General features: G+C 65.4%; 26 protein-coding genes and 1 pseudogene. 17 read left to right on the top strand and 10 right to left on the bottom strand.

Features of this window, described 5'->3' with window-relative positions; all coding sequences use genetic code 11:
• Positions 1–11: 11 nt before the first annotated feature.
• The 7 genes from J6500_RS15200 to J6500_RS15170 all read right to left on the bottom strand — a co-directional run bounded on the left by J6500_RS15200 (position 12) and on the right by J6500_RS15170 (position 6,822).
• Positions 12–1,475, bottom strand: a complete 1,464-nt coding sequence (locus tag J6500_RS15200) for a TadA family conjugal transfer-associated ATPase (RefSeq protein ID WP_225713512.1) — start codon at positions 1,473–1,475, stop codon at positions 12–14.
• 21 nt (positions 1,476–1,496) lie between these two features.
• Positions 1,497–2,765 carry a CpaE/TadZ family protein gene (locus J6500_RS15195; RefSeq protein ID WP_225713511.1) on the bottom strand — a complete coding sequence of 423 codons (1,269 nt, stop codon included), beginning with the start codon at positions 2,763–2,765 and terminating at the stop codon, positions 1,497–1,499.
• Entirely contained in the window at positions 2,762–3,505 is a 744-nt protein-coding gene (locus J6500_RS15190; protein WP_225713510.1) for a CpaD family pilus assembly protein, read from the bottom strand. The genes J6500_RS15195 and J6500_RS15190 overlap by 4 nt, the downstream gene beginning before the upstream one ends.
• An 18-nt stretch (positions 3,506–3,523) precedes the next feature.
• Positions 3,524–5,005 carry a type II and III secretion system protein family protein gene (locus tag J6500_RS15185; protein ID WP_225713626.1) on the bottom strand — a complete coding sequence of 494 codons (1,482 nt, stop codon included), beginning with the start codon at positions 5,003–5,005 and terminating at the stop codon, positions 3,524–3,526.
• Between the two features lie 17 nt (positions 5,006–5,022).
• Entirely contained in the window at positions 5,023–5,817 is a 795-nt protein-coding gene (gene cpaB / locus J6500_RS15180) for a Flp pilus assembly protein CpaB (RefSeq protein WP_225713509.1), read from the bottom strand.
• A gap of 146 nt (positions 5,818–5,963) precedes the next feature.
• Complete coding sequence (locus tag J6500_RS15175) at positions 5,964–6,488, bottom strand: A24 family peptidase (RefSeq protein WP_225713508.1); 525 nt, start codon at positions 6,486–6,488, stop codon at positions 5,964–5,966.
• A 169-nt stretch (positions 6,489–6,657) separates the two neighbouring features.
• Complete coding sequence (locus J6500_RS15170; protein WP_211987897.1) at positions 6,658–6,822, bottom strand: Flp family type IVb pilin; 165 nt, start codon at positions 6,820–6,822, stop codon at positions 6,658–6,660.
• Positions 6,823–7,115: 293 nt separating this feature from the next.
• Here J6500_RS15170 and J6500_RS15165 point away from each other — a divergent pair, with 293 nt between their 5' ends.
• The 7 genes from J6500_RS15165 (at position 7,116) to J6500_RS15135 (ending at position 13,799) form a co-directional block, all read left to right on the top strand.
• Complete coding sequence (locus J6500_RS15165; RefSeq protein WP_225713507.1) at positions 7,116–7,943, top strand: sterol desaturase family protein; 828 nt, start codon at positions 7,116–7,118, stop codon at positions 7,941–7,943.
• 23 nt (positions 7,944–7,966) lie between these two features.
• On the top strand, positions 7,967–9,439 hold the full coding sequence (locus J6500_RS15160) for a hypothetical protein (RefSeq protein ID WP_225713506.1): 1,473 nt from the start codon (positions 7,967–7,969) through the stop codon (positions 9,437–9,439).
• Positions 9,436–10,512 carry an acyltransferase family protein gene (locus J6500_RS15155; RefSeq protein ID WP_225713505.1) on the top strand — a complete coding sequence of 359 codons (1,077 nt, stop codon included), beginning with the start codon at positions 9,436–9,438 and terminating at the stop codon, positions 10,510–10,512. The genes J6500_RS15160 and J6500_RS15155 overlap by 4 nt, the downstream gene beginning before the upstream one ends.
• 11 nt (positions 10,513–10,523) lie before the next feature.
• Positions 10,524–11,771, top strand: a complete 1,248-nt coding sequence (locus J6500_RS15150; protein ID WP_225713504.1) for a glycosyltransferase family 87 protein — start codon at positions 10,524–10,526, stop codon at positions 11,769–11,771.
• A 164-nt stretch (positions 11,772–11,935) separates the two neighbouring features.
• Positions 11,936–12,445, top strand: coding sequence for a pilus assembly protein N-terminal domain-containing protein (locus J6500_RS15145; RefSeq protein WP_225713503.1), 510 nt, complete (start codon positions 11,936–11,938; stop codon positions 12,443–12,445).
• Positions 12,446–12,612: 167 nt separating this feature from the next.
• Positions 12,613–13,164, top strand: coding sequence for a TadE/TadG family type IV pilus assembly protein (locus tag J6500_RS15140; RefSeq protein WP_225713502.1), 552 nt, complete (start codon positions 12,613–12,615; stop codon positions 13,162–13,164).
• Positions 13,155–13,799 (top strand): TadE/TadG family type IV pilus assembly protein, encoded by a 645-nt coding sequence (locus J6500_RS15135; protein ID WP_376707808.1) that lies wholly within the window; start codon positions 13,155–13,157, stop codon positions 13,797–13,799. Before J6500_RS15140 ends, J6500_RS15135 begins: the two co-directional genes overlap by 10 nt.
• 142 nt (positions 13,800–13,941) lie before the next feature.
• Here J6500_RS15135 and J6500_RS15130 read toward each other — a convergent pair whose 3' ends face one another.
• From J6500_RS15130 to J6500_RS15120, 3 genes are all read right to left on the bottom strand, one after another.
• On the bottom strand, positions 13,942–14,154 hold the full coding sequence (locus J6500_RS15130) for a cold-shock protein (protein ID WP_016842648.1): 213 nt from the start codon (positions 14,152–14,154) through the stop codon (positions 13,942–13,944).
• A gap of 268 nt (positions 14,155–14,422) precedes the next feature.
• Positions 14,423–14,713 (bottom strand): translation initiation factor IF-1, encoded by a 291-nt coding sequence (gene infA / locus J6500_RS15125; RefSeq protein ID WP_139480297.1) that lies wholly within the window; start codon positions 14,711–14,713, stop codon positions 14,423–14,425.
• 24 nt (positions 14,714–14,737) lie between these two features.
• Positions 14,738–16,156 (bottom strand): DEAD/DEAH box helicase, encoded by a 1,419-nt coding sequence (locus J6500_RS15120; protein ID WP_225713500.1) that lies wholly within the window; start codon positions 16,154–16,156, stop codon positions 14,738–14,740.
• A gap of 535 nt (positions 16,157–16,691) precedes the next feature.
• Here J6500_RS15120 and urtA point away from each other — a divergent pair.
• The 10 genes and pseudogenes from urtA to J6500_RS15070 form a co-directional block, all read left to right on the top strand.
• Positions 16,692–18,020, top strand: coding sequence for an urea ABC transporter substrate-binding protein (gene urtA, locus J6500_RS15115; RefSeq protein WP_225713499.1), 1,329 nt, complete (start codon positions 16,692–16,694; stop codon positions 18,018–18,020).
• Positions 18,021–18,138: 118 nt separating this feature from the next.
• Positions 18,139–19,737 carry an urea ABC transporter permease subunit UrtB gene (urtB, locus tag J6500_RS15110; RefSeq protein WP_376707810.1) on the top strand — a complete coding sequence of 533 codons (1,599 nt, stop codon included), beginning with the start codon at positions 18,139–18,141 and terminating at the stop codon, positions 19,735–19,737.
• A 235-nt stretch (positions 19,738–19,972) separates the two neighbouring features.
• Entirely contained in the window at positions 19,973–21,151 is a 1,179-nt protein-coding gene (urtC, locus tag J6500_RS15105) for an urea ABC transporter permease subunit UrtC (protein WP_225713497.1), read from the top strand.
• 4 nt (positions 21,152–21,155) lie between these two features.
• On the top strand, positions 21,156–21,917 hold the full coding sequence (gene urtD, locus J6500_RS15100) for an urea ABC transporter ATP-binding protein UrtD (protein WP_225713496.1): 762 nt from the start codon (positions 21,156–21,158) through the stop codon (positions 21,915–21,917).
• 88 nt (positions 21,918–22,005) lie between these two features.
• On the top strand, positions 22,006–22,701 hold the full coding sequence (urtE, locus tag J6500_RS15095; protein WP_225713495.1) for an urea ABC transporter ATP-binding subunit UrtE: 696 nt from the start codon (positions 22,006–22,008) through the stop codon (positions 22,699–22,701).
• 44 nt (positions 22,702–22,745) lie between these two features.
• Positions 22,746–23,582: an urease accessory protein UreD gene (locus J6500_RS15090; protein ID WP_225713494.1), complete on the top strand. Its 837-nt coding sequence runs from the start codon at positions 22,746–22,748 to the stop codon at positions 23,580–23,582.
• 47 nt (positions 23,583–23,629) lie between these two features.
• Complete coding sequence (locus J6500_RS15085; RefSeq protein WP_176528888.1) at positions 23,630–23,932, top strand: urease subunit gamma; 303 nt, start codon at positions 23,630–23,632, stop codon at positions 23,930–23,932.
• 9 nt (positions 23,933–23,941) lie between these two features.
• The gene (locus tag J6500_RS15080) at positions 23,942–24,247 is read left to right on the top strand and encodes an urease subunit beta (protein WP_225713493.1); all 306 of its coding nucleotides are present in this window, start codon (positions 23,942–23,944) and stop codon (positions 24,245–24,247) included.
• Positions 24,248–24,660: 413 nt separating this feature from the next.
• A complete protein-coding gene (locus tag J6500_RS15075) occupies positions 24,661–25,116 on the top strand; it encodes an endonuclease domain-containing protein (protein ID WP_225713492.1) in 456 nt (151 codons plus the stop codon).
• 163 nt (positions 25,117–25,279) lie between these two features.
• Positions 25,280–25,455 (top strand): annotated as a pseudogene (locus tag J6500_RS15070) (phosphohydrolase); the annotation flags it as partial.

The raw sequence follows: 25,455 nt of genomic DNA, 5'->3' as shown, positions 1-25,455 counted from the left end.
GCGTGCTCCCCTTAGGCCGGCGGCGGGGCTTCGGAGGCGTCGATTGCCGCCGCAAGTCGCTTCTCTTCACCGAAATAGCGTGCGCGCTCCCAGAATCGCGGCCGGCCGATGCCGGTCGAGCGATGCTTGCCGATGATCTTGCCGTTGGCGTCCTCGCCGACGATATCGTAGACGAAGACGTCCTGGGTGATGATGGTGTCGCCTTCCATGCCCATCACCTCGGTGATGTGCGTGATGCGGCGCGAACCGTCGCGCAGGCGCGCAGCCTGGATGATGACGTCGATCGAGGCGCACATCATCTCGCGGATGGTGCGCGAGGGCAGCGCGAAGCCGCCCATCGTGATCATCGATTCGCAGCGCGACAGCGCCTCGCGCGGGTTGTTGGCGTGCAGCGTGCCCATCGAGCCGTCGTGGCCGGTGTTCATCGCCTGCAGCAGGTCGAACGCCTCGGGTCCGCGGACTTCGCCGACGATAATGCGCTCGGGACGCATGCGCAGGCAGTTGCGCACCAGTTCGCGCATCGTCACCTGGCCTTCGCCCTCGATGTTCGGGGGACGGGTTTCCAGCCGCACCACATGCGGTTGCTGCAGTTGCAGCTCGGCGGCGTCCTCGCAGGTGATGATGCGCTCGTCGTGCTCGATGTAGTTGGTGAGGCAGTTCAGCAGCGTGGTCTTGCCCGAACCGGTACCGCCGGAGATCAAGACGTTGCAGCGGACGCGGCCGATAATCTGCAGGATGGTGGCGCCTTCCGGCGTGATCGCGCCGAACTTGACCAGCTGATCCAGCGTCAGCTTGTCCTTCTTGAATTTGCGGATGGTGAGCGCGGGGCCGTCGATCGCCAGCGGTGGCACGATCGCGTTGACGCGGGAGCCGTCGGCGAGGCGGGCGTCGCAGATCGGCGAGGATTCGTCGACGCGCCGGCCGACCTGGCTGACGATGCGCTGGCAGATGTTGAGCAGCTGCTGGTTGTCGCGGAAGCGGATGCCGGTGCGCTGGATCTTGCCGGCGACTTCGATGAACACGGTGCCGGCGCCGTTGACCATGATGTCGGCGATGTCGTCGCGCGACAGCAGCGGCTCCAGCGGGCCGTAACCGAGCACGTCGTTGCAGATGTCGTCGAGCAGCTCCTCCTGCTCGGCGATCGACATCACGATGTTCTTGATCGCGATGATCTCATTGACGATGTCGCGGATTTCCTCGCGCGCCGATTCGCTGTCCAGCTTGGCAAGCTGGGCGAGGTCGATCGCCTCGATCAGGGCGCCGAAGATGGTCGCCTTGACCTGGTAGTAATTGTCCGAGCGGCGGGCTTCGACGACGGGCGGAGGCGGCGGCTTGGCGGGCGCGAGCGGCGGAGACGACGTCACGGGCGCTGCGGACTCGCGCGCCAGAGTTGGCGCTCCGGCAGGTTCCGGCGCCTGATATGCGGGCTTGGGTGCCCGCACGTCCACATCGTTTCCGCTACGCTTACCAAACACGACGTAACTCCATGCGGGCCGTTACTTCGCCCGCAGCTTTTCGAGCAGGGGCGACAGGAACGATCCTTTCGGCTTCTTGGTCTCGGCGCGGCCGGTCAGCCGCTGCGCCATTTGCAGGAACATCTCGACCGCGCGGTGATTGGCCGAGATCTCCGCGATCATCTGGCCGTTGTTGGCGGCTGAACCGAAGATCTGCGGATCGAACGGAATCGTGGCGATCGGATCGCTTTCGATCGCCTTGGCGAATTCGCCGGCTGCGATCTCCGGGCGTTTCGGCACGCCGACCTGGTTCAGGCAGTACAGCGGCGCGCGGTCGTTGGGCCGGGACGCCTTCAACAGATCGAACATGTTCTTGGCGTTGCGCAGATTGGCAAGATCGGGCGCCGCCACGATCAGGATGTCGTCGGCCGCGATCAGCGCCCGCTTGGTCCAGCCGGACCATTGGTGCGGCACGTCGAGCACGATGCAGGGCATCGTGGTGCGCAGCGTATCGAAGATCGCATCGAATGCTTCGGTACCGAAATCGTAGACCTTGTCGAGCGTTGCCGGCGCAGCCAGCAGGCTGAGATGGTCGGTGCATTTCGACAGCAGGCGGTCGATGAAGGCGGTATCGACGCGATCGGGCGAGAACACCGCGTCGGCGATGCCCTGCACCGGGTCCTGGTTGTAGTTGAGGCCGGCGGTGCCGAATGCGAGGTCGAGGTCGGCGACCACCGAATCCAGCGCGAGATCGCGGGCAATCGCCCAGGCGACGTTGTGGGCGACGGTCGAAGCGCCGACGCCGCCCTTGGCGCCGACGACGGCGATGATGCGGCCGACAGCCTTGGCTTCCGGCGCCGAGAACAGGCTGCAGACCGCGCGCACCACGTCGATCGCCTGCGCCGGCGCGATCACGTAATCGCTGACGCCGCGGCGCACCAGCTCGCGGTACAGCGTGACGTCGTTGACCTTGCCGATCACGATCACACGGGTGCCGGCATCGCACACCGTGGCGAGCTGATCGAGCCCGGTCAGCACGTCGTTGCGACCCTCGGTCTCGAGGATGATGACGTTGGGCGTCGGCGCCGAACGATAGGCCTCGACCGCGGCCGGCAGGCCGCCCATCTGGATCTTGAGATGGGCCTTGGCAAGCCGGCGATCCTCGCCGGCCGACTGCACCGCGGCAGCGGTCTCGACCGTCTCGCAGAATGCCTGAACGGAAACCCTCGGCGCCGGCGCGATGTGATCCTCCGCGGCCGGCAGCGTGACGTCCGTTTGCTCTTCGGAGTTTTGTCGCGCGTAGGTGATCATTTGCCGGTGTCGCTGAGCTTGGCCTTGTCGGCCTCGGGATAGGTCGTGGCGGTGGTGGTGCCCTTGCGGTACTTGTCGAAGGCGATGTTGCGGCGCGACGTATAGGCCGGGGTCTCCGCGCGCGGCTGCACGATATCAGTCGGATCCGCGACCATCGCGGCGAGGTTGCGCTGACTGGCGCAGCCGAAATTGTAGTAGGAATTGTTCTGTCCGTAGGACTTGTTGTGGATCGACGGGCCAAGGTCCTCCGGCCAGATGCCGCACGGCCCGGCGACTGCCGTCATCTTCGGATAGTTGACCCGGATCGCCGGCATCTGGCGCGGGTCCTCGGGATGATAATTGCGAACGATGATCCCGCGCGGCGGCACGCCCGCGGCGGTGAAGGAGGCCTGGATCTCGCGCAGCGATTCCTGGGCGGCGCGGGCGTTCGCGGTGTTGACGGGGACGTCGACGGTGACGGCACCGGTACCCTCGCGCATCCAGTCCCGCGCCATCCCCATCACCTCGGCGCGCTGCTCGGCGGTCAGGCCGCCGCGGCTGCGGCCGACGAAGACCACGATCGAACGATCGGCCTCGGTCACCGCGATCGGATGGCGCTGGCGGTAGTCGGCCGGTGCGTCGATATAGGCAAGGCTGTTGTCGGCGGCGTGCTGGCAGGCGCCGAGCGTCACGGCGAGGCCGAGCAGCGCGGCGGCGAGACCGAGCGGGTGCCTGCGTTCGGCTGAAGTCGTGGATGTCATCTGTCTCATCGTCCCGCCTCAGTCCGTAATAAAGCCGTAGGTGCCGCGGTAATTCCGCGCCGGCTCGGTTCGGCCAGGCACGCCGTAGACGCGATTGATGCTGCCGAGCAGGTCGGCCTGCGGATCGGCCGCGTTGGCGAAGCCGTCATCCGGACGCGAGAGGTCCTTCTGCGCCACCGCGCGGACCACATAGGGCGTCACCAGCACCATCAGCTCGGTCTGGCTGTTGACGTAGTCGCGGCTGCGGAACAGCGTGCCGAGGATCGGCAGCTGCATCAGCCCGGGGAAGCCGTTGATCGCCTGCTTGGTCTGCTCCTGGATCAGGCCGGCCATCGCCATGGCGCCGCCCGAGGGAATCTCCAGCGTGGTCTCGGCGCGGCGGGTCTTGATCGAGGGCACCGTCACCGAGTTGACCGTCGTCGCGGTCACCGCCTGCGACAGCGTGATCGAATTGTCGTTGGAGAGCTCGGAGACCTCGGTCATCACCCGCAGGCTGATCCGTCCCTCCGTCAGCACGACCGGCGTGAAGTTCAGCGAGATGCCGAACTTCTTGAAGCTGATCTGCGTGGTACAGACATGCGTGGTCGGATCGCAGGAGTAGCCGGCAGGGACCGGAAACTCGCCGCCGGCGATGAAGGTGGCGGATTCGCCCGAGATCGCGGTCAGGTTCGGTTCGGCCAGGGTGCGGACCACGCCGGCGCTTTCCATCGCGCGCAGCGTCGCCGACACCGACGGGTTTCCGGTCGGTCCGAACGAGGCGCCTAGCGTGTTGCCGGTCAGGCTGCGGCCATAGGCCGTGAACGGATTGGCATTGGTGAATTTGACCACGGCGGTGCCGTAGTTGAGGTTAGCGGTGAGATCGATGCCGAGCTGCTTGATCAGGCTGCGCGCGACCTCGGCGACGGTGACCTTCAGCATCACCTGGTCGCGGCCGCGAACCACGATCGAGTTCACCACCTTATCGGCGCCGCCTGCGAGCCGTGCCGCGATCTCGCCGGCCTGCTGCGCCTCGATCGGGCTCGCCGCGGATCCGGTCAGCATCACGCCGTCGCCGACGCCCTCGATCGTGATGTCGGAATTCGGCAGCGACTGGCGCAGCGCCTGGCGCACGCCGTTGAGGTCGCGCTTGACGGCGATGTCATAGGCCGCGATCTGCTGACCGCTGGCGTCGAAGAACACGATGTTGGTCTGGCCGACGGCGGCGCCGATGATGTAGGCGCGCTGCGCCGAGCGCACCACGGCGTTGGCGATCTTGGGATCGGCGACCAGCACGTCCTTGATGTCGCGCGGCAGGTCGATCACCACCGACTTGCCGATGCCGAGCGCCAGGAAGCGGGCGTTCATCTGGCTGCCGTCGGCCGCCGCGGGCGCGGCGGCGCGGTAGTCGCTGGCCACCACCGGCGTCAGCGCCGGGTTGAGCGTGAGCGCCGCGACGGCCGAAAACGACAGGGCGCGGACCAGGAGGGTCCGCATCGTCCGGTGAGTTGCCCCGCACTTCATCTGGTCTGCCCTCATCGTCACTTCTGCATGGTTGCCTGGCTGGCAACGCCGTAGCGAATGACGTTCACCGTCTCGCCGCGCTTGCTGTGATTGTCCTCGGTCCTGACCTCGGGCGCGTTGACGTCGGCGATGCTGCGCAGTGCCAACGACAGCACGCCGCTCTGGCGCGCGCGCGCCAGCGTTTCGGTCTGCTCGGGCTTCAGCTCCAGCGTGACCGTCTTGCCGACCAGCGCGTTGGCGCCGTCCTTCTCCTTCGGCGCCTGGTCGATCGCGAGCACGCGGACATTGGTCAGGATGACCTCGGAATTGACGATATCGGCGCCGCTGCGGTCCGGATTCTTCTCCCGCTTCGACAGCAGCACGTCGACCCGGTCGTTCGGCAGGATGAAGCCGCCGGCGCCGGTCTCGGGCGAAATCTCGGTCGACACCGCGCGCATGCCGCTCGGCAGGATCGCGGCCATGAAGCCGCTGCCATCGGATTTGACCAGCTTTTGCTCGCGGATTGGCTCGCCCTGGATGAAAGGCGCGCGAGCGATCGAGCCGGTAACGTCCCTGATGGCTTCGGCGTTGGTGTCTCTGCGCAGGAAGCTCGTGCTGGCGGTCGCGGCCGGCCAGGTTTGCCACTGCAGGTCTTCAGGCTTCAGCGACTGGCCGAGCCCGATGTCGGATTTTGCGACCAGGATGTCGACCGTCGGCAGCTGCACGACCGCCGGAGCGGGCGCCGGCTTTTCGTCGTTTCCACTCGCCAGATAGAGCGCGGCGAGGCCGGCGCAGCCTGCGATAGCGAGGACCAGAATGCGGGCCGTATTCATTACGCTTCACTTTCCACATGACGCCGCGACGCTGCCGCCGCCGTGATGGGAGTTGACCAGCTATTCGTCAAAGCATGGTTAATGAGGCGTATCTAAATCGCCTTAACAGGGGGTTACCTGCTGTCCGGCCGGCTTCAGCCCCAGATTCAACTGATCGCGAAGCGCGCGATATCGATCGCCTTGATCCAGTCGGTCTCCGGATAGACCACGAGGGCGCCGAGCGCGAGCGCGACGCCGTACGGCACCCCGGTCTGCTTGTCGTGCAGGCGCATCAGCCAGGCCTGCGACGTCAGCGGATACGGCAGCGGATACTGCCTGAGCTGCAGCAGCAGCACGGTCAGCGCGCCGCCGAACAGCGAGGCGAATACCAGATAGGCCAGCAGATGCTCGAACCCGAACCACAGGCCGGCGGCCGCCGCGACCTTGGCGTCGCCGCCGCCGAGCCAGCCCATGGCGAACATGCCGAACGCCACCACCAGGACCAGCGCGCCGGCGCCGGCATGATTGAGCATCTCGTGCAGGCCCATCCCGGTCAGCGGCGCCATGATCAGGAAGCCGGCCAGCAGCGCCAGCGAGACCCGGTTCGGGATCGTCATGGTCAACAGATCGCTCGCCGCGGCGAAGGCCATCAGGGCCGGAAACAGCATCAAGCGTGCGAGGTCGAGAATCATGGGTGTACGCCGTCAAGCCGGGAGCTGAGGTCGAGGACCGACGCTAGCGGCCAATGGTGAACAATCGGGAAACGATCGCCCGCGAATCCGGGGCGGCGGACGACTGTCCCGCCAATAGCAAAGGTCCCGGGAATACCGGGACCTTTGAGCACGAAGTGCCGGAACCGGCTTACTTCAGCGAGGACGAGATCGTGTTGAACTTGGTGGACAGCTGGGTGCCGACGCCGTTGACCGCAGCGATGATCGCGATGGCAATGCCGGCAGCAATCAGGCCGTACTCGATCGCGGTCGCGCCCGATTCATCCTTCAAAAAGCGCGAGACGAGGTTCTTCATAAATAGCTCCTGTGTGCACGTGGCTGGTCGAACTCGATTAGGTCTGCCCGGCGTTCTCAGCACCGTGACCATTGCCGCAAGCTACGGTTCGACGATTTCGTTGCAGTTAATTTGATCGAGTAAACTCGGCGGGAACAGGCTGTTGTTGCGCACAGTAAATTTGGCATTAAGCGGCCTGCTAAAATTGCGCATTGTTTCTGCTGCCGCTTGCAGCCCTTGGCGGCGGCCGTGATTCACAGCTCCTTAAGCGCGGAGTTATACCCATGAGACTTCCCGTCGAATGAGGCCGGTCTATGTCCACGCTGCCGTTTGAAATCCTCGAGATGATCGGCCAGACCATGGTGAAGGTGCTGCCGATCACGCTCATGCTGGCAGTCGTCTTCACGGTGCTCACGCATTTCTGGGCCTGCAATCCCGGCAAGCCGTGGTGGCGCAAGCGCGAGCTCGTCACCGACATCTGCTACTGGTTCTTCGTGCCGGTGTTCGCCCGCGTGTTTCGCATCGGGCTGCTGGTGGTCGGCGCGGCCGCGGTGTTCAACGTGCACGGCGCCGACGAGCTCGTCGCGTTCTACGACAACGGCCACGGTCCGCTGTCGGAGCTGCCGCTGTGGCTGCAGGCGATCATCTTTCTCGTCGCCTCCGACTTCATGCTCTATTGGCTGCATCGGATGTTTCATGGCGGCGGGTTCTGGAAGTATCACGCCATTCATCATTCATCCGAAGATCTCGAGTGGATCTCGGCAGCGCGCTTCCATCCCGTCAACCTGCTGATCGGCACCATCTCGGTCGATGTCATCCTGCTGATGGCCGGCATCTCGCCGAACATCATGCTGTGGGTCGGCCCGTTCACCACGTTCCATTCGGCGTTCGTGCACGCCAACCTCAACTGGACGCTCGGGCCATTCAAATACGTGATCGCGACGCCCGTCTTCCATCGCTGGCATCACACCGCGGCCGAGGAGGGCGGCGACACCAATTTCGCGGGCACGTTCCCGCTCTGGGATATCCTGTTCGGAACGTTCCGGATGCCTGACAACGTGCTGCCGGAGACCTATGGCGCGGACGACAAGGCAATTCCCTCGGAGCTGCCGGGACAGCTGGCCTATCCGTTCCGCCAATGACGCGCTGATCGGCGTTTGTCGCCATGGGCTCTGAAACCGCAACCATCCCGCAGCAGAGGGCATCCCTATTCAGCGCGGTGCCGGCCTGGTGCTGGATGGCGTGCGGCGTCTATGCGGCGCTCCTGATCGTCGGCGTCAGGCTGCTGGCCGATTCCGACAGCTACTGGCAGATCGCGGTGGGGCGCTGGATCCTCGACCACCGCGCGCTGCCGACCGTCGACATCTATTCCTTCACCAAGGCCGGCGAGCCCTGGCTGTCGTCGTCCTGGCTGTCGCAGGTTCTGTTTGCCAAGGCCTATGATCTGGCCGGATGGGCCGGTCCGGCGGCGCTGGCCGCGGCCTGCATCGCCGCCGCCGTCGCGCTGCTCACCGATATCCTCAGCCGCCGCATGCCGGCGCTTCATGCCAGCCTCGTCGCGCTGGTGGCGCTGATGCTGGCCTGCGGGCATCTGCTCGCCCGTCCGCATGTGCTGGTGCTGCCGGTCATGATCCTGTGGACGTACAGCCTGATGAGCGCCAGCGAGCGGCGCGAGGCGCCCTCGTTCTGGCTGCTGCCGCTGATTGCGCTGTGGGCTAATCTGCACGGCGGATTCCTGTTCGGCCTGGTGCTGCTCGGCGCCTTCGCGCTCGATGCGCTCTGGAATGCCGCCCCGGAGCAGCGGCTGCCGCTGGCGCTGCGCTGGACCGCGTTCGGGATCGGCGCGCTGGTTGCCTGCTGCGTGACGCCCTACGGCTGGGGCTCGATCCTGGCGTCGCTGAAGATCCTCAGCCTCGGCGAGCTGCTGCGTCTGATCGCGGAGTGGATGCCGGCCGATTTCGGCCGCATCGGGCCGCTCGAGCTGGCGCTGCTCGGCCTGATCGGCGGCGCGCTCTATTGCGGCGTCCGGCTGCCGCCGCCGCGGATCGCGCTGGTGCTGGGGCTGCTCCACATGGTGCTGTCGCACACCAGGAACATCGAGGTCTTCGCGCTGCTGTTGCCGCTCGTCGTGCTCACGCCGATGGCAGCCCAGTTCGGTTGGCGCGGCGCCGCCGCCGTGCGATTGCAGGCCGTGCCCATGGCGCTGCTGGTTGCCGGGCTCTGCGCCTCGACCGTTGCCGTTGCGGCACGCCAGGACATCGCGCCGCCGGCGGCCCAGTCGCCCGTGGCGGCGGTGGACGCCCTCAAGGCGCACGGCGTCAAGCGCGTGCTCAACGACCTGCCGTTCGGCGGTTATTTGATCTGGCGGCAGGTGCCGGTGTTCGTCGACGGCCGCGCCGAGCTCTACGGCGAGAAGTTCGAGATGAACTATTACCGCGCGCTCCAGCTCAAGGACGTCGACGGTTTCCTCGGCCTGCTCAAGACCTATGACATCGACGCGGTGATGCTCGAGCCGGCGACGCCTGCCGTGCAGGTGCTCGATCGCCTCGGTGGCTGGCGGCGCATCTACGCCGACGGCGACGCCGTGGTGCATGTCCGCACCGGCAGCGAGCTTGCCAATCCCGGTGTTCTGAAATGAGCGTCGATGCGACCGGCGGCGCAGCGACGCGGCGCAATGCCTCGCTCGATCTGTTGCGCGGCATGGCCATCCTGATGGTCGTCCTGGTGCATTGCCAGGAGGAGGCCAGGACCGCCAGCCCCGCGCTCGCCTGGTTCGCGCAGCGCTGCGGCGAGCTCGGTGTGCCGCTGTTCTTCATGGTCAGCGGCTACACCATGATGCTGACCTTCGGCCGCACGGTCGATCTCGCCGCGGCCCGTTCGTTCTATATCCGGCGCGTGTTCAGGATCGTGCCGCTGTTCTGGATCGCCATCGTCTTCTATCTGCTGCTGACGAGGGGCCAGGGGATCAGGAACTTCGCGCCTGACGGCGTCAGCGCTTCGGACGTGCTGCTCACCTTCCTGTTCCTGCACTGGACCAGCGTCACCGCCTACAATTCGGTCGTGCCGGGTGGCTGGAGCATCGCGGTCGAGATGCAGTTCTATCTCGTGTTTCCGCTGTTGCTCTATCTGTTTCGGCGGCCCAATGGCCCGATACAGTGCTACGCGCTGCTCGCTTTGGTCGCGGTCGCCGGCCAGCTCGCCGCCGATCACTACGTGACGCCGTGGCTGGCGGCGTCGCTGCCGGGCAGCCACGCCTACCTCGCCGACGGCATCTCGACCTCATGGCTGCCGCGCCAGATCATCTGCTTCGCATTCGGCATCCTGATGTATGATGTCGTCGAGCTGAAAGGCAGGCCGGTTGTTGGAGCGCTGCTGCTGGCCGGCGCGGCGCTGGTCTCGACATGGGGCGCGGAGCTGCTCGTGCTGGCCGCGATCGCGTTCGTGGTCCTGCTCTCGAATGTCTCGCTGTCGTGGATGGCGCTGCTGGGCCGGCACTCCTACGCCATCTACCTGATCCACTTCGCGGTCGTGTCGGCGATCGTCTCCGCCGTTACGCTGGATACGATGCCGCTGTTCCTGCTGGCGTCGGCGGCGTCGCTGGCATTCAGCGTCTATCTGATCGAACCGAGGATCGAGCGCCACTTCATTCGGCTGGGCCATGCGCTTGCCGCGGCGGGCCGCGGGCCGAAAGCCGTTGTCACCACCACGTGATGGATCGTGCGATGAACAACCCTCCTGCCTCGCCGCCGATCAGTGCGCCGGTCCTGCGGCCGCCGATGGTCGTGTTCATCGCCGGCGTGGTCACTTCGTTCTACGCGGTGGCGCTTCTGGTCACGACCATCCACCATCCCGGCACGATCGGGTTCGACCACAACACGCTCGGCACCGACTGGATGGTGTTCTACGGCGCGATCCGCGCGGTGCTCGATGGCCACGAGGCGCTGCTGTTCGACGGCGACCGCTTCACTGCATTCCTCAACGGGTCCTTTGCCGATTGGCTGTCGCAGCCGCTGGCGTTTCGGCCCTGGGCCTATCCGCCGAGCTTCCTGGTGCTGCTGCTGCCGTTCGCGCCGCTGGGCTTCTTTGGCGCCTATGTCGCATTCCAGCTCGTCAGCGCAGGCCTTCTGGCGCTCGCCTTGCGGTCGAGGGGTGATGGCTGGGCGGCCTACGGCGTCGTGCTCGCGATCGTGCTGCTGTGTCCGGGCTCCGTCATCAACGTGATCGACGGCCAGCTCGTGTTCCTGGTGGCCGCGCTGATCGTCGGCGGATTGCGGCTGCTCGACAGCCGGCCGACGCTGGGCGGATTGGTCCTCGGGCTGCTGACGTTCAAGCCGCAATTCTGCATTCTGGTGCCGCTGGCCCTGGTCGCGGCGGGGCAATGGCGTACGCTGTGGGCGTCCGGCCTCTCGGCGCTGGCGCTGGCGGCAGCGAGCGGATTGATCTTCGGCTGGGACCTCTGGCTGCGCTGGTTACCCGTCATCGTCCAGAACCTGATCAGCCCCGATGCCAAGTGGATCGAGTACGGCCGGATGTGGGGCAACAGCGTCTATACCTGCACGGTGCTGCTCGGCGCGCCGCAGCGGCTGGCCTCGGCGCTGCAACTGGCCGCCATCCTGTTCGCCGCCGGCTCCGTCATCGTCGCGTTTCGCTCGCGGCTCGGCACGCGGGAGAAGCTGGTGGTCTTCCTCGCCGCCACGGTGCTCGCCGCGCCGCATTCCGGGCCCTACGACCAGGCGCTGTTGGTGGTGGCCGCGGCCTATTGGCTGACGGCGGCGCAATCCCCGCCGTCATGGCGCTGGACATTCGCGCTGATGCTGTGGCTGGTGCCGACGATCAGCCCGCCGGCACTGATCGCCGCGAGCAGGTTCGCGCCGCTGCTGACGATGGCGCTGATCGTGGTCGTGCTGCGCCGCCAGCACGCAACCGCGGAGCCGCCGCTGCGGCTCAGTCCGGCGATTGCCGAGCGGTGAGGCTGCCCGGCAGCTCGCGTGAGCGCCGGGCAAGTTGGTCCATCCGCGCAATTCGCGGGCCGATTTTTGCTCTTCTTAAATGAATTCCCGTCAGATTCGCCGCTGTCGGGCGCCGGTCCGCTGCGTATCGCTTTTGCCGGCTTGTCAACGTCCCGGGGTAGAGTATGTCGTTTCAGTCCCAGCGTATTCGCGCCGTCACGCGCGTTGGATTCATCTTCGCGGCCGCAGCCATGCTGCTTTGGCCCGCCGTCTCGATGGCTGCGCCCGATCCCGACCGGATCGCGGTCAATGTCGACCAGGCCAAGCTCGTCAAGCTGCCATCAGGCATTGCCACGATCGTGGTCGGCAATCCCCTGATCGCCGACGTCACGCTGCAGAATGGCGGCGTCGTCGTGGTCACCGGCAAGGGCTATGGAGCAACCAATTTCATCGCACTCGACCGCACCGGACAGGTGCTGGTCGATCGCCAGATCCAGGTTGAGGGTCCGACCGACCAGCTCGTCACGGTCTATCGCGGCGTCGACCGCGAGACCTACAGCTGCATGCCGGTCTGCCAGCGCCGCGTCACCCTCGGCGACGGCGAGACCTACTTCAAGGCGACGATGGACCAGGCGGGCTCGCTGAGCAGCCAAGCCTCCGGCTCGGGCGCCGCCGCGGGTAAGCCCACCAACTGACGCGCTGCCGTCCCGGCGCCGCAAGGCGCATGGGCCGATCGCAGCGCGATCCACACTGCATGGTTAACACCGGCCTAACGGATCGGGTCATTCTGTCTCGATCCGGCGAAACACTTCAACAATGAGTTTTCGGTAGTTGTTGCCGCCATGCAGTTCCGGGGTCGTTAATGCCGTTGCCCGCCCGTTCCTTCTTCCACCTCCTGCGCCGCTTTCGCCGTAACCGCCGCGGTTCGGCCGTGGTCGAATTCGCGCTCGTGGCGCCGCTGTTCTTCGCGCTGCTGTTCGCGATCATCGAGATCGCGATGGTGTTCTTCGCCGGCCAGGTGCTCGAGACCGTGACGCAGGACTCCGCGCGCATGATCATGACCGGCCAGGCGCAGAACGCGGCCTACACCCAGGGACAGTTCAAGGACTATGTCTGCAACAAGATCAGCGCCCTGTTCGACTGTACCAACGGAATCTATGTCGACGTACGCAGCTATCCCAACAACGGCTTCAGCGCCGTCAACATCGTGCCCATACTCGATCCCAGCCAGGTGAAATGGTGTCCGGGCAGTCAAGGTGACGTCGTCGTGGTGCGGCTGTTCTATCAATGGCCGCTGTTCGTCACCAATCTCGGCTTCAACGTCGCCAACCTTCCCAACGGCAAGCGGCTGCTGACCGCGAGCGCGGCATTCAAAAACGAACCCTCCGGCGCGTCCGGTACGACATGCTCATGAGCGAGTTCACGAAAATGCTGCCCGCGTTTCTGCGCGCCCTCATCACGTTCAAGAGCGATCGCCGGGGCCTTGCCGCCGTCGAATTCGCCATGATCCTGCCGGTGATGCTGGTGCTGTTCTTCGGCACCGTCGAGTTCTCGTCGGGCATCGCGGTCGACCGCAAGGTGACGCTGATGGCGCGCACGCTGTCCGACCTCGCCTCGCAGTCGCAATCGGTGGCGGACAGCGATCTCACCAGCTTCTTCAGCGCCAGCATCGGCATCATGATGCCCTACGATGCGACGCCGACCAAAGCCCAGCTGTCGGAGGTCTTTGTCGACGCGACGAAGGTCGCTAAGGTGAAGTGGAGCAAGGCCGCGACGATTGCCAGCGGCTCCACGACGGCGACGCTGACGACGTCGACGCGCGCCAGCGGGCAGGACGTCACCAGCGTCATTCCGTCGGCGCTGCTGATCCCGAACACCTTTCTGATCTTCAGCGAGGTCAGCTACACCTACAAGCCGGCGGTCGGCTATGTGATGGGCAAGACCGGCATCAACCTCAGCGACGTCGCCTACACCCGCCCGCGGCAATCGCAATGCGTGATCTATCCGACGCCGGCCTCGGGAACCATTACGCCCTGTCCGACGACGTGACGGCGCTGGGGCTTCATTCGCGATCCCTGACGGCACGATCCGAACATCCAAACAAGAATGGCCGCCCCCGAAGGAGCGGCCATCATTGCGTTGACGTTGCCTAAGGCAATTTCCCGGGGCTCACGCCCGGCAGGAAATCGGCTTATCCAGCGGCGCGGAGATTGTCGGCCGAGGATTTGCCCGAGCGGCGGTCAGCCACGATCTCGTAGGAGATCTTCTGGCCTTCACGCAGGGTGCCAAGACCGGCGCGCTCGACGGCGCTGATGTGCACGAACACGTCGTTGCCGCCTTCATCCGGCTGGATGAAGCCGTAGCCCTTGGTTGCGTTAAACCACTTCACGGTTCCCATGCTCACGTGGGTAGTCCCTTCTCAGATATACAAGTTCAAGACCCGCTGGTGGGCGGGGTGGTGAGATCGAATTTTTGGAAGGGTCGTCAGCGTCTGAACCGGCTGTACCGGTATTAGCTAATGTCGTCCGGCCGAAAATCGATGGGTAGGATATTATTCGATAGAAGGCCTCAAAACAATCCTGACGTGCGCGATTTTTTGGCCGGCGCGGACGCCGGCCATTATCATGCATGACATCGAGCCGTCATGCGCGCAGCAGTTGCAACGTCCCGCGTTAGCGGCGGCGGAACTGGCCGCCGCGCTGCGGTCCGCCCCGCGGCGGACCGCCGGGCGTGCTCGGCCGCTCGTCCTTGTGGCGGAAGATCAGCCGGCCCTTTTCGAGGTCGTAGGGCGACATTTCGATCGTGACGCGGTCGCCGGCCAGCGTCTTGATCCGGTTCTTCTTCATCTTGCCGGCGGTGTAGGCGACGATCTCGTGTCCGGCATCGAGTTGCACCCGGTAACGAGCGTCGGGGAGGATTTCGGTCACCAGTCCTTCGAACTGGATCAGCTCTTCCTTAGCCATATGGTTCTCCAGATCGAGCGACGGCTAGTGCTTCGGTCGGTTGTTGCGGTTGTGTTGCGGTTTCGGCCGGCTCTCGCGATGCAAGAAGGCGACGCCCTGGATGCCTTCGCTGTTGCCGGCCTGCGACGGACGCGGCGACTCGCCCCGGTTCGTCTGCGGCGCGCCAGTATTACCACCTCGACGGCGGCGGCGGCGAGGCCCTTTTGCGCTCTGAACGGCCTCGTTCCCACGGACATTGTGGGCTCGCGGCGCGGAACGGCCGCCCCGGTGCGGCTGGGGCGCCTGGGCCGGCGCCGCGGCGTCGCGGCTGCCGGCCGTGCGGCGGTCTTCCCGCGGCACCGTGATCCGGATCAGCCGCTCGATATCGCGCAGATAGCCGATCTCCTCGGCGCCCGCGACCAGCGAGATCGCGACCCCTTCGGCACCGGCGCGCGCGGTGCGGCCGATGCGGTGCACGTAGGTTTCGGGCACGTTGGGCAGGTCGAAATTCACCACATGGCTGATGCCGTCGACGTCGATGCCGCGGGCGGCGATGTCGGTTGCCACCAGCGTGCGGATCTCGCCGGAGCGGAACGCCGCCAGCGTGCGCTCGCGGTGATTCTGCGACTTGTTGCCGTGGATCGCATTGGCCTCGATGCCGGCCTTCGCCAGCGTCTTCACGACCTTGTCGGCGCCGTGCTTGGTGCGGGTGAAGACCAGGGCGCGATTGACCGGCTCCTGCTTCAGAAGCTCGGCCAGCACCGCCGGCTTTGCCGCGAAATCGACCTGGATCGCGCGCTGGGCGATCCTGTCGGCGGTCGAGGACACCGGCGTCACCGCGACGCGGGCCGGGTCGCGCAGCATCGCCTCGGCGAGCTCGGCGATGTCCTTGGGCATGGTGGCCGAGAAAAACAGCGTCTGCCGCCGGATCGGCAGCTTGGCGACGATTTTCCGGATGTCGTTGATGAAGCCCATGTCCAGCATGCGGTCGGCCTCATCGAGCACCAGGAACTCGACCTGGTTGAGCTTGAGCCCGTTGCTCTGCACGAGATCGAGCAGGCGGCCGGGGGTGGCCACCAAAACTTCGACGCCTTGCATCACGGCGCGGACCTGGCGGCCCATCGGTACGCCGCCGATCGCGAGCGCCGAGGACAGGCGGATGTGGCGGCCATAGGTGTTGAAGCTGTCGAGGATCTGCCCGGACAGCTCGCGGGTGGGGGAGAGCACCAGCACGCGGCAGCTCTTCGGCTGCGGACGGACGCGGTTCTCGAGCAGCCGGTGCAGGATCGGCAGCGCGAAGGACGCGGTCTTGCCGGTGCCGGTCTGGGCGATGCCGACCACGTCGCGCCCGGTGAGCGCGAGCGGGATGGTCTGGGCCTGGATCGGGGTCGGCGTGAGATAATTCTCTTCTCGAAGCGCGCGGGCGATGGGATCGGCCAGGCCGAAATCCTGAAAGGAGGTCAAAAGGTGGTTCTTTCCGTAAAGCAGTCGTCGTCCCGGCCGGATATGGCCAGGATCGCACGAGGGCGTCGGGACACCCGCGTGTCTGGGGCATCAAGCTGGGGTTAGCTGAAAGGCGAGCCAGAAGCCGTTGAGACGGCTTGGAACACGCAGCTCGCGTGGTGCACCGCGATTCACGCGGGCAACGACACCGATATGGCGCAGGAACGCGGCGCTTTCAAGGTGTTCCCGGCGCCGCCGGCGGCGAAAGCTGGTCGACCAATGATCGCGCACACCGTCACAATCGGATGCCGGAAATTTAGCCAAAGCACCAAATCTGCCTATTCTATAGTCAGTCTGCCTTTTCGACATCCATTTTGATGGCCCAAGGATTGAGCAGTCAGCTCCGTATTTACCCGGAGTGCGCGAAATTACCTAGCCGGTTCATTGACTTAACGCACCCGCGAGGCGTGGCACAGTTCTTGCGATTCTCTTAACCGCAGGCGGCCAGACGGCCGTTTCGCGAGCGTTCACGCCTGCGTCAGGGAGATGACATTTCATGCTTACTCAGCTTACTCACGATATAGCGACGATGACCCGTCGCCGCGCCCTCGCGGCGGCCGCCGGCCTGGTTATGGGCCTGGCAGCGTCCTCGCCGCTCTCGCCCGCGCAAGCGGCCGACGACACCATCAAGGTGGGCGTCCTGCATTCGCTTTCCGGCACCATGGCCATCAGCGAAACCACCCTGAAGGACACCATCCTTTTCCTGATCGACGAGCAGAACAAGAAGGGCGGCGTGCTCGGCAAGAAGCTCGAGGCCGTCGTGGTCGACCCCGCCTCGAACTGGCCGCTGTTCGCCGAGAAGGCGCGTGAGCTGATCACCAAGGACAAGGTCGCGGTCGTGTTCGGCTGCTGGACCTCGGTGTCGCGCAAGTCCGTGCTCCCGGTGTTCAAGGAGCTGAACAACATCCTGTTCTACCCCGTCCAGTATGAGGGCGAGGAGTCCGAGCGCAACGTGTTCTACACCGGCGCCGCGCCGAACCAGCAGGCGATCCCCGCCGTCGACTATTTGATGAAGGAAGAGAAGGTGAAGCGCTGGGTGCTGGCCGGCACCGATTATGTCTATCCGCGCACCACCAACAAGATCCTGGAAGCCTATCTGAAGTCCAAGGGCGTCGCCCAGGACGACATCATGATCAACTACACGCCGTTCGGCCACTCCGACTGGCAGACCATCGTGGCCGACATCAAGAAGTTCGGCTCGGCCGGCAAGAAGACCGCCGTGGTCTCCACCATCAACGGCGACGCCAACGTTCCCTTCTACAAGGAGCTCGGCAACCAGGGCATCAAGGCGACCGACATTCCGGTGGTCGCGTTCTCGGTCGGCGAAGAAGAGCTCGCCGGCATCGACACCAAGCCGCTGCTCGGCCATCTCGCCGCTTGGAATTACTTCCAGTCGATCAAGACGCCGGAGAACGAGAAGTTCATCAAGGAGTGGCAGGCCTACACCAAGAACCCGAAGCGCGTCACCAACGATCCGATGGAAGCGCACGTGATCGGCTTCAACATGTGGGTGAAGGCGGTCGAGAAGGTGAAGTCGACCGATCCGGACAAGGTGATCGACGCGCTTCCCGGCACCGAGGCGCCGAACCTGACCGGCGGGATCTCGAAGATGCTGCCGAACCACCACATCACCAAGCCGGTGTTCATCGGCGAGATCAAGGGCAACGGCCAGTTCGACGTGGTCTGGAAGACCCCGGGCCTCGTTGCCGGCGATGCCTGGTCGAAGGAGCTCGATGGCTCCAAGGACCTGATCGGCGACTGGGTCGAGAAGAAGTGCGGCAACTATAACGTCAAGACCAACAAGTGCGGCGGTCAGGGCTCCTGATCGGGCGCTGCTGACTCGATCCACGACACAACACAACCTTCCAACACCGGAGAAGGCGGCACCGCTCGCCGCCTTCTCCCCACACTCCTGCCGGGGTTTTCAGGTGTTTGTCTATTGTATTGATCGCGCTCGTGCGCTGCTTCTGTCGATCTTGCTGCTGAGTTGCTTTGCCCTGCCGGCGCTGGCCGGCCCGTTCGAGGACTCCGTGGCAAAATTCGCCAATGACGAGTTCTCCGACACGGAGGCTGCGGTCGGCGAGGTCGCATCGTCAGGCAATCCGCTTGCCTCGCCCATCATCAGCGCGCTGCAAGATGGCCGGCTGTCCGCCGATCCCGGCAGCAAGAAGGTCTTCATCACAAGAACCGACGGCAAGATCGTCGACGCCGCCAGCGGCGCCGCGGTCGACAAGCTGCCCGACGGTGCCGCCGCCGTGCGGCTCAACAACCGCCTGCGCCGCACCGTGGAGGCTGCGCTCGGCGGCCTGACGCTGCTGTCGCCCGATCCGGCCAAACGCCTTGCCGCCGCGCAATCGGTGTTCAAGAGCCACGAGGAGAATCTGCTGCCGACCGTGGAGAGCGCGCTCGCCAAGGAGAGCAGCAAGGCGATCAAGCAGGCGTTCGCCGAGGCGCGCGCCGCCATCATCCTGTTCAAGTCCGACGCCTCGGACAGCGACAAGCTCGACGCCGTCTCGGTGGTCAAGGCGCGCGGCGACCAGGAGGCGCTGGCGCTGCTCACCGGGCTCGGCGGCGACCAGCCGCCGCTGGTCGCCAAGGCGGCCGCGAGCGCGGTCGCCTCGATCCAGAGCAATCTGGCGATGTGGTCAATGGTGCAGAATGCCTGGTACGGCCTGTCGCTCGGCTCGGTGCTGCTGCTCGCCGCGATCGGCCTCGCCATCACCTTCGGCGTGATGGGCGTCATCAACATGGCGCATGGCGAGATGGTGATGCTGGGCGCCTACACCACCTTCGTGGTGCAGGAGGTGATCCGCACCCGCTACCCCGCGCTGTTCGACTATTCGCTGCTGATCGCGGTGCCGCTGGCCTTCCTGGTCGCCGGCGCGATCGGCGTGCTGATCGAGCGCAGCATCATCCGCTTCCTTTACGGCCGTCCGCTGGAGACGCTGCTCGCGACCTGGGGCCTGTCGCTGGTGCTGCAGCAGGCGGTGCGCACCGCCTTCGGCCCGACCAACCGCGAGGTCGGCAATCCCTCCTGGATGAGCGGCGCCTTCGATCTCGGCCAGATCACCATCACCTATAACCGGCTCTGGATCCTCTGCTTCACCCTCGCCGTATTCGCGATCCTGCTGGCGATGCTGCGCTACACCGCGCTCGGCCTCGAAATGCGCGCGGTGACGCAGAACCGCCGCATGGCAGCCTCGATGGGCATCGCCACCTCGCGCGTCGATGCGCTGACCTTCGGTCTCGGCTCCGGGATCGCCGGCATCGCCGGCGTGGCGCTGTCGCAGATCGACAATGTCAGTCCCAATCTCGGCCAGAGCTACATCATCGACAGCTTCATGGTCGTGGTGTTCGGCGGCGTCGGCAATCTCTGGGGCACCCTGGTCGGCGCCTTCACGCTCGGCATCGCCAACAAGTTCCTGGAGCCGGTGGCGGGCGCGGTGCTCGGCAAGATCGCGATCCTGGTCTTGATCATCCTGTTCATCCAGAAGCGGCCGCGCGGCCTGTTCGCGCTCAAGGGACGGACGGTGGAAGCATGACCTGGCTTCAGCGACCATTGATTGCCCCGAACTGCGCTGCCACTCCCTCTCCCGCTTGCGGGGGAGGGTTGGGGTGGGGGTCTCTCCACCTCGTGCACTCCCGATGTGGAGGAACCCCCACCCGCCAGGCGCTGACGCGCGCCGTAGCTGAAGCTTCGCTTCGGCGTTCTCCAAGAACGGCCGCCTATGGCGGCCGGCGCTCCCCCGCAAGCGGGAGAGGCAAGGGAGCGCGCCGATGACCCCGCATATCCTCACCCGTTCGCTGGATCGCGCCGCGACGACCTTCATCCTGATCGTCGCCGGACTGGGCGTGCTGATCCCGCTCTCGAACCTCTTGATGCCGCAGGGCTCGATGTTCCAGGTGCCGACCTATCTGGTGGCGCTGTGGGGCAAATATGTCTGCTACGCCATCCTGGCGCTCTCGATCGACTTGATCTGGGGTTATTGCGGCATCCTCTCGCTCGGTCACGGCGCGTTCTTCGCACTCGGCGGCTACGCCATGGGCATGTATCTGATGCGCCAGATCGGCAGCCGCGGCGTCTACGGCAATCCCGTGTTGCCCGACTTCATGGTGTTCCTGAACTGGGACAAGCTGCCCTGGTACTGGTACGGCTTCGACAAGTTCTGGTTTGCCGCGCTGATGGTGCTGCTGGTGCCGGGGCTGCTTGCGTTCTGCTTCGGCTGGCTCGCCTTCCGTTCGCGCGTCACCGGCGTCTATCTGTCGATCATCACGCAGGCGATGACTTATGCGCTCTTGCTCGGCTTCTTCCGCAATGATTTCGGCTTCGGCGGCAACAATGGCCTGACCGACTTCAAGGACATCCTCGGCTTCAACGTGCAGGCCGATGGCACGCGCTGCGCGCTGTTCCTGCTCAGCTGCCTCGCGCTCGTGATCGCCTTCCTGATCTGCCGGGCCGTGGTGACCTCCAAGCTCGGCAAGGTGCTGATCGCGATCCGCGACGCCGAAAGCCGCACACGCTTCCTCGGCTACCGGGTCGAAACCTACAAGCTGTTCGTGTTCACGCTGTCGGCCTGCATGGCCGGCGTCGCCGGCGCGCTCTACGTGCCGCAGGTCGGCATCATCAATCCGAGCGAGTTCGCGCCGGCCAATTCGATCGAGGCGGTGATCTGGGTCGCGGTCGGCGGCCGCGGCACGCTGGTCGGCGCGGCGCTTGGCGCCGTCGTCGTCAATTACGCCAAGACCTTCTTCACCTCGGGGCCGCTGGCGCCGTACTGGCTGTTCATGCTGGGCGCGCTGTTCATCCTGGTGACGCTGCTGCTGCCCAAGGGCATCGTCGGCACCTTCAACGCGTGGTGGGAGCCGTGGAAAGCTCGGCGCAGCGCCGGCATTGCGGCCGACGAGGAAAGCGCCGCGCGCGAAGACGGCATCGGTGCACCGAACCCGGCGGAGTAGGCAGATGAACGTCATGGATACCCGCGCCACCTCGGCCATGCTCTATCTCGACGGCGTGCACGTCTCGTTCGACGGCTTCCACGCCATCAACAATTTGTCGCTGGCACTGGAGCCCGGCGAGATGCGCGCCATCATCGGCCCGAACGGCGCCGGCAAGACCACGATGATGGACATCATCACCGGCAAGACCAAGCCGGACGAGGGCACGGTGCTGTTCGACGGCAGCGTCGACCTGACCCGGCTGGACGAGACCCGCATCGCCGAGCTCGGCATCGGCCGCAAATTCCAGAAGCCGACCGTGTTCGAGAGCCAGACCGTGCAGGACAATCTCTTGCTTGCGCTCAATGTCGATCATTCTGTGCGCGGCACGCTGTTCTGGCGCGGCAGCAAGGGCGAGTCCGAGCGGATCGACAAGGTGCTGGAGACCATCCGCCTGACCGACGCCCGCAACCGCCTCGCCGGCAGTCTCAGCCACGGTCAGAAGCAGTGGCTCGAGATCGGCATGCTGCTGGCGCAGGATCCGAAGGTGCTGCTGGTCGACGAGCCCGTCGCCGGGATGACCGACGTCGAGACCCATCTGACCGCCGAGCTGCTCAAGCAGATCAACAAGAACCACACTATCATGGTGGTCGAGCACGACATGACCTTCGTCCGCGAGCTCGGCGTCAAGGTGACTTGCCTGCATGAGGGCTCAGTGCTCGCCGAAGGCTCGATCGACCAGGTGTCGTCGAACGAGCGCGTGGTCGAAGTGTATCTGGGTAGGTAGCGAATGGCGAATAGGGAGTAGCGAATAGATTGACTGTTTCCCCTATTCGCTACTCGCCATTCGCTATTCGCCCGCAAAGGTGTTTCCGATGCTCGAAGTGAAAGACATCAATCTGTTCTACGGCGCTGCGCAGGCGCTGCGCGGCGTCTCGCTGGCGGCCGAGCCCGGCAAGGTCACCTGCGTGCTCGGCCGCAACGGCGTCGGCAAGACCTCGCTGCTGCGCGCGATGGTCGGGCAATACCCGATCGCCTCGGGCGCGATCAATTTCGACGGCAAGGACATCACGGCGCTGAAGCCCTATGAGCGGGCGCGGCGCGGCATCGGCTTCGTGCCGCAGGGCCGCGAGATCTTCCCGTTGCTGACCGTGGAGGAAAATCTGAAGACCGGCTTCGGCCCGCTGAAGCGCGAGGACCGCAACATCCCCGACGACGTGTTCTCGCTGTTTCCGGTGCTGGAGACCATGCTCGGCCGCCGCGGCGGCGATCTCTCCGGCGGCCAGCAACAGCAGCTTGCGATCGGCCGCGCGCTGGTGATGCGGCCAAAACTGTTGCTGCTCGACGAGCCGACCGAGGGCATCCAGCCCTCGATCATCAAGGACATCGGCCGCGCCATCTCCTACCTGCGCAACCTCGGCAACATCGCGATCGTGCTGGTCGAACAATATCTCGACTTTGCCTGCGAACTCGGCGACAGTTTTGCCGTGATGGACCGGGGTGCGGTGAAATATACCAGCGACCGCGCAAACCTCGATTCCGCCGAGATCAGCCGCCAGATGGCGCTGTAAGAGTATCGTCGCTCTGCGGCGTGGGTGAGGGAGCGTCTGGGGACATGCGGAGCGGGATCGCAAGCGCGACGGCGGCGACGTTTGCGGCGAACCGCGCTCAGGGCGCGGTGCGGTTCGGCGTGCATCTCGCCGACGGCGTCACCCGCCGCGGCGATCTTCACGAATCCGGTTCGCTGCGCGTCCGCTTTCCATCGCCGGAAGACGACGGCCTGTCGGCGATGTTCGTCAATACTGCCGGCGGCATTGCCGGCGGCGATCGGTTCGACATCGCGATTGCGGCCGGCGAGGGCTGCCGCCTGACATTGACCACTGCGGCTGCCGAAAAGGTCTATCGCGCCCCTGCCGCGGCGGCCGGACTTAACATCGCGCTCAAGGTCGCGGCTGGCGCGCATCTCGGCTGGCTGCCGCAGGAGACCATCCTGTTCGACCGTGCGCGGATCCACCGCAGCTTCGACATCGACCTTGCGGAGCGCGCATCGCTGCTGCTCTGCGAGATCGTGGTGTTCGGCCGCGCCGCGATGGGCGAGACCATGCGCCACGGCGAGTTCGTCGACCGCTGGCGGCTGCGCCGCGGCAGCCGGCTGGTGTTCGCCGAGACCGTCCGCCTCGATAGCGAGATCGGCGAGAAGCTCGCAAGGCGCGCGGTCGCGGCCGGCGCCACCGCGATCGGCACCACGCTGATCGTGCCCGGCGACGAGGCGCTGGTCGAGCGCATCCGCGAGGCCTCGGACAGTTTCGGCGGCGAGGTCGGCCTCTCCGCCTGGAATGGCTTTGCAATGGCGCGCTTCTGTGCCCAAGATGCGGCGAGGCTGCGCGCCGACATGATGACGGTGCTCGGCCGCGCCTCCGCGGTGCCGCTGCCAAGACTCTGGCTGAGCTAGGTGGCTGTGGCTCAATCAATCCTTGTCAAGACGATCAGAGTGCTCGCATGAATTTGTCTCCCCGCGAAAAGGACAAGCTGCTGGTGTCGATGGCGGCGATGGTGGCGCGCCGCCGGCTCGAGCGCGGCGTCAAGCTGAACCACCCCGAGGCGATCGCGCTGATCACCGATTTCATCGTCGAGGGCGCGCGCGACGGCCGTACCGTCGCCGATCTGATGCAGGCGGGCGCCAAGGTCTTGACCCGCGCGCAGGTGATGGATGGCATCCCGGAGATGATCCACGACATCCAGGTCGAGGCGACATTCCCTGATGGCACCAAGCTCGTCACCGTGCACGAGCCGATCCGATAGGAGCCCGACATGATCCCCGGCGAACTCTTCATCAAGGACGGCGAGATCGAGCTCAATGCCGGCGGCAAGACCGTGACGCTCTCGGTCGCCAACACCGGCGACCGCCCGATCCAGGTCGGCTCGCACTATCATTTCTTCGAAACCAATCCGGCGCTGAAATTCGACCGCAAGAAAGCCCGCGGCATGCGCCTCGACATCGCCGCGGGCACCGCCGTCCGCTTCGAACCCGGCCAGACCCGCGACGTCCAGCTCGTCGCGCTGGCGGGCAAGCGCGTGATCCACGGTTTCCGCGCCGAGGTGAAGGGGAAGCTGTGATTCGCGCGGGGTCGCTGTGATGGCTTGTGAGGTGAGTACTTTGGCAGGGCTCCCTCCCCGCAAGGGGGGAGGGAACCCTTCCGCCGGCGCGTCCCTTACCTCAGAGTCCGATAGAGCGGAGGAACGCTGATGGTACGGAAAGTAGTTGTAACGCAACGTGAGATGAGCACGCTGGTCAGGCTCCCTCCCCCCTTGCGGGGGAGGGTTGGGGAGAGGGGTAAGCCCCGGGCGCCGACCGATGAGACGTTGCGTGCGCGCGCAATCCAACTCGGCGGCGCGAACGATGCAAGCGTGCTTCTCGCCTCAGTTTACCAACCAGAGCAAGCGGCACCCCTCTCCCTAACCCTCCCCCGCAAGGGGGGAGGGAACCCTTCCGCTGGTGCGTCCCTCACATTTGCGATGGGGAGAGGGGTATGCCGCACACTCAGGTGAGCGATACGCAGCGCGATCGCGCCAGGCAGCTCCGCCGCACCATGACGCGTGCGGAGACTTTGCTGTGGCGCCATCTCAAGGCTGATCGACTCGCCGGCCTCAATTTTCGCCGCCAGGCGCCGATCGGCAACTATATCGCGGATTTCGTCGCGCATTCGTGCAAGCTGATTGTCGAGGTCGATGGCGAGAGCCATGATTTCGAAGAACGTATTCGCCGCGACGAGCGGCGGGATGCGTGGTTGGCATCGCGCGGGTATCGCGTGCTGAGGTTCACCAATGACGACGTGACGAAGAATTTGGAAGGTGTTGCTCTGAGCATCGCGGAAGCAGCGCAGCAAGCGGCACCCCTCTCCCTAACCCTCCCCCGCAAGGGGGGAGGGAACCCTTCCGCTGGTGCGTCCCTTACCTCAGGGTCCGATAGAGCGGAGGAACGCTGATGGTACAGAAAGTAATGGTAACGCGAGCTGAGGTGAGCACGCTGGTCAGGCTCCCTCCCCCCTTGCGGGGGAGGGTTGGGGAGAGGGGTAAGCCCCGGGCTCCGGCGGAAGTCATCTCATCGCGCGCCGATAGTGCGCCCGCTCAAACGGGAGCGCCGTAGCCATGCTCCCCGCGATCCGTCTGATCTCCGAAGCTGCCGAGTTCGCTGCGCGCCGCCATAACGGCATGGCGCGCAAGGGGCGGGGTAACGAGCCCTATATCAACCACCTCGCCGAGGTCGCGAACCTGCTCGCGCAGGTGACCGATGGCGCCGATGCCGAGCTCGTTGCCGCGGGCTG

Source organism: Bradyrhizobium semiaridum (assembly GCF_020329505.1).
Classification (GTDB): domain Bacteria; phylum Pseudomonadota; class Alphaproteobacteria; order Rhizobiales; family Xanthobacteraceae; genus Bradyrhizobium; species Bradyrhizobium semiaridum.
Note: the sequence above shows the minus strand (reverse complement) of the source record. Positions and strands in the feature narration are given on the sequence as shown.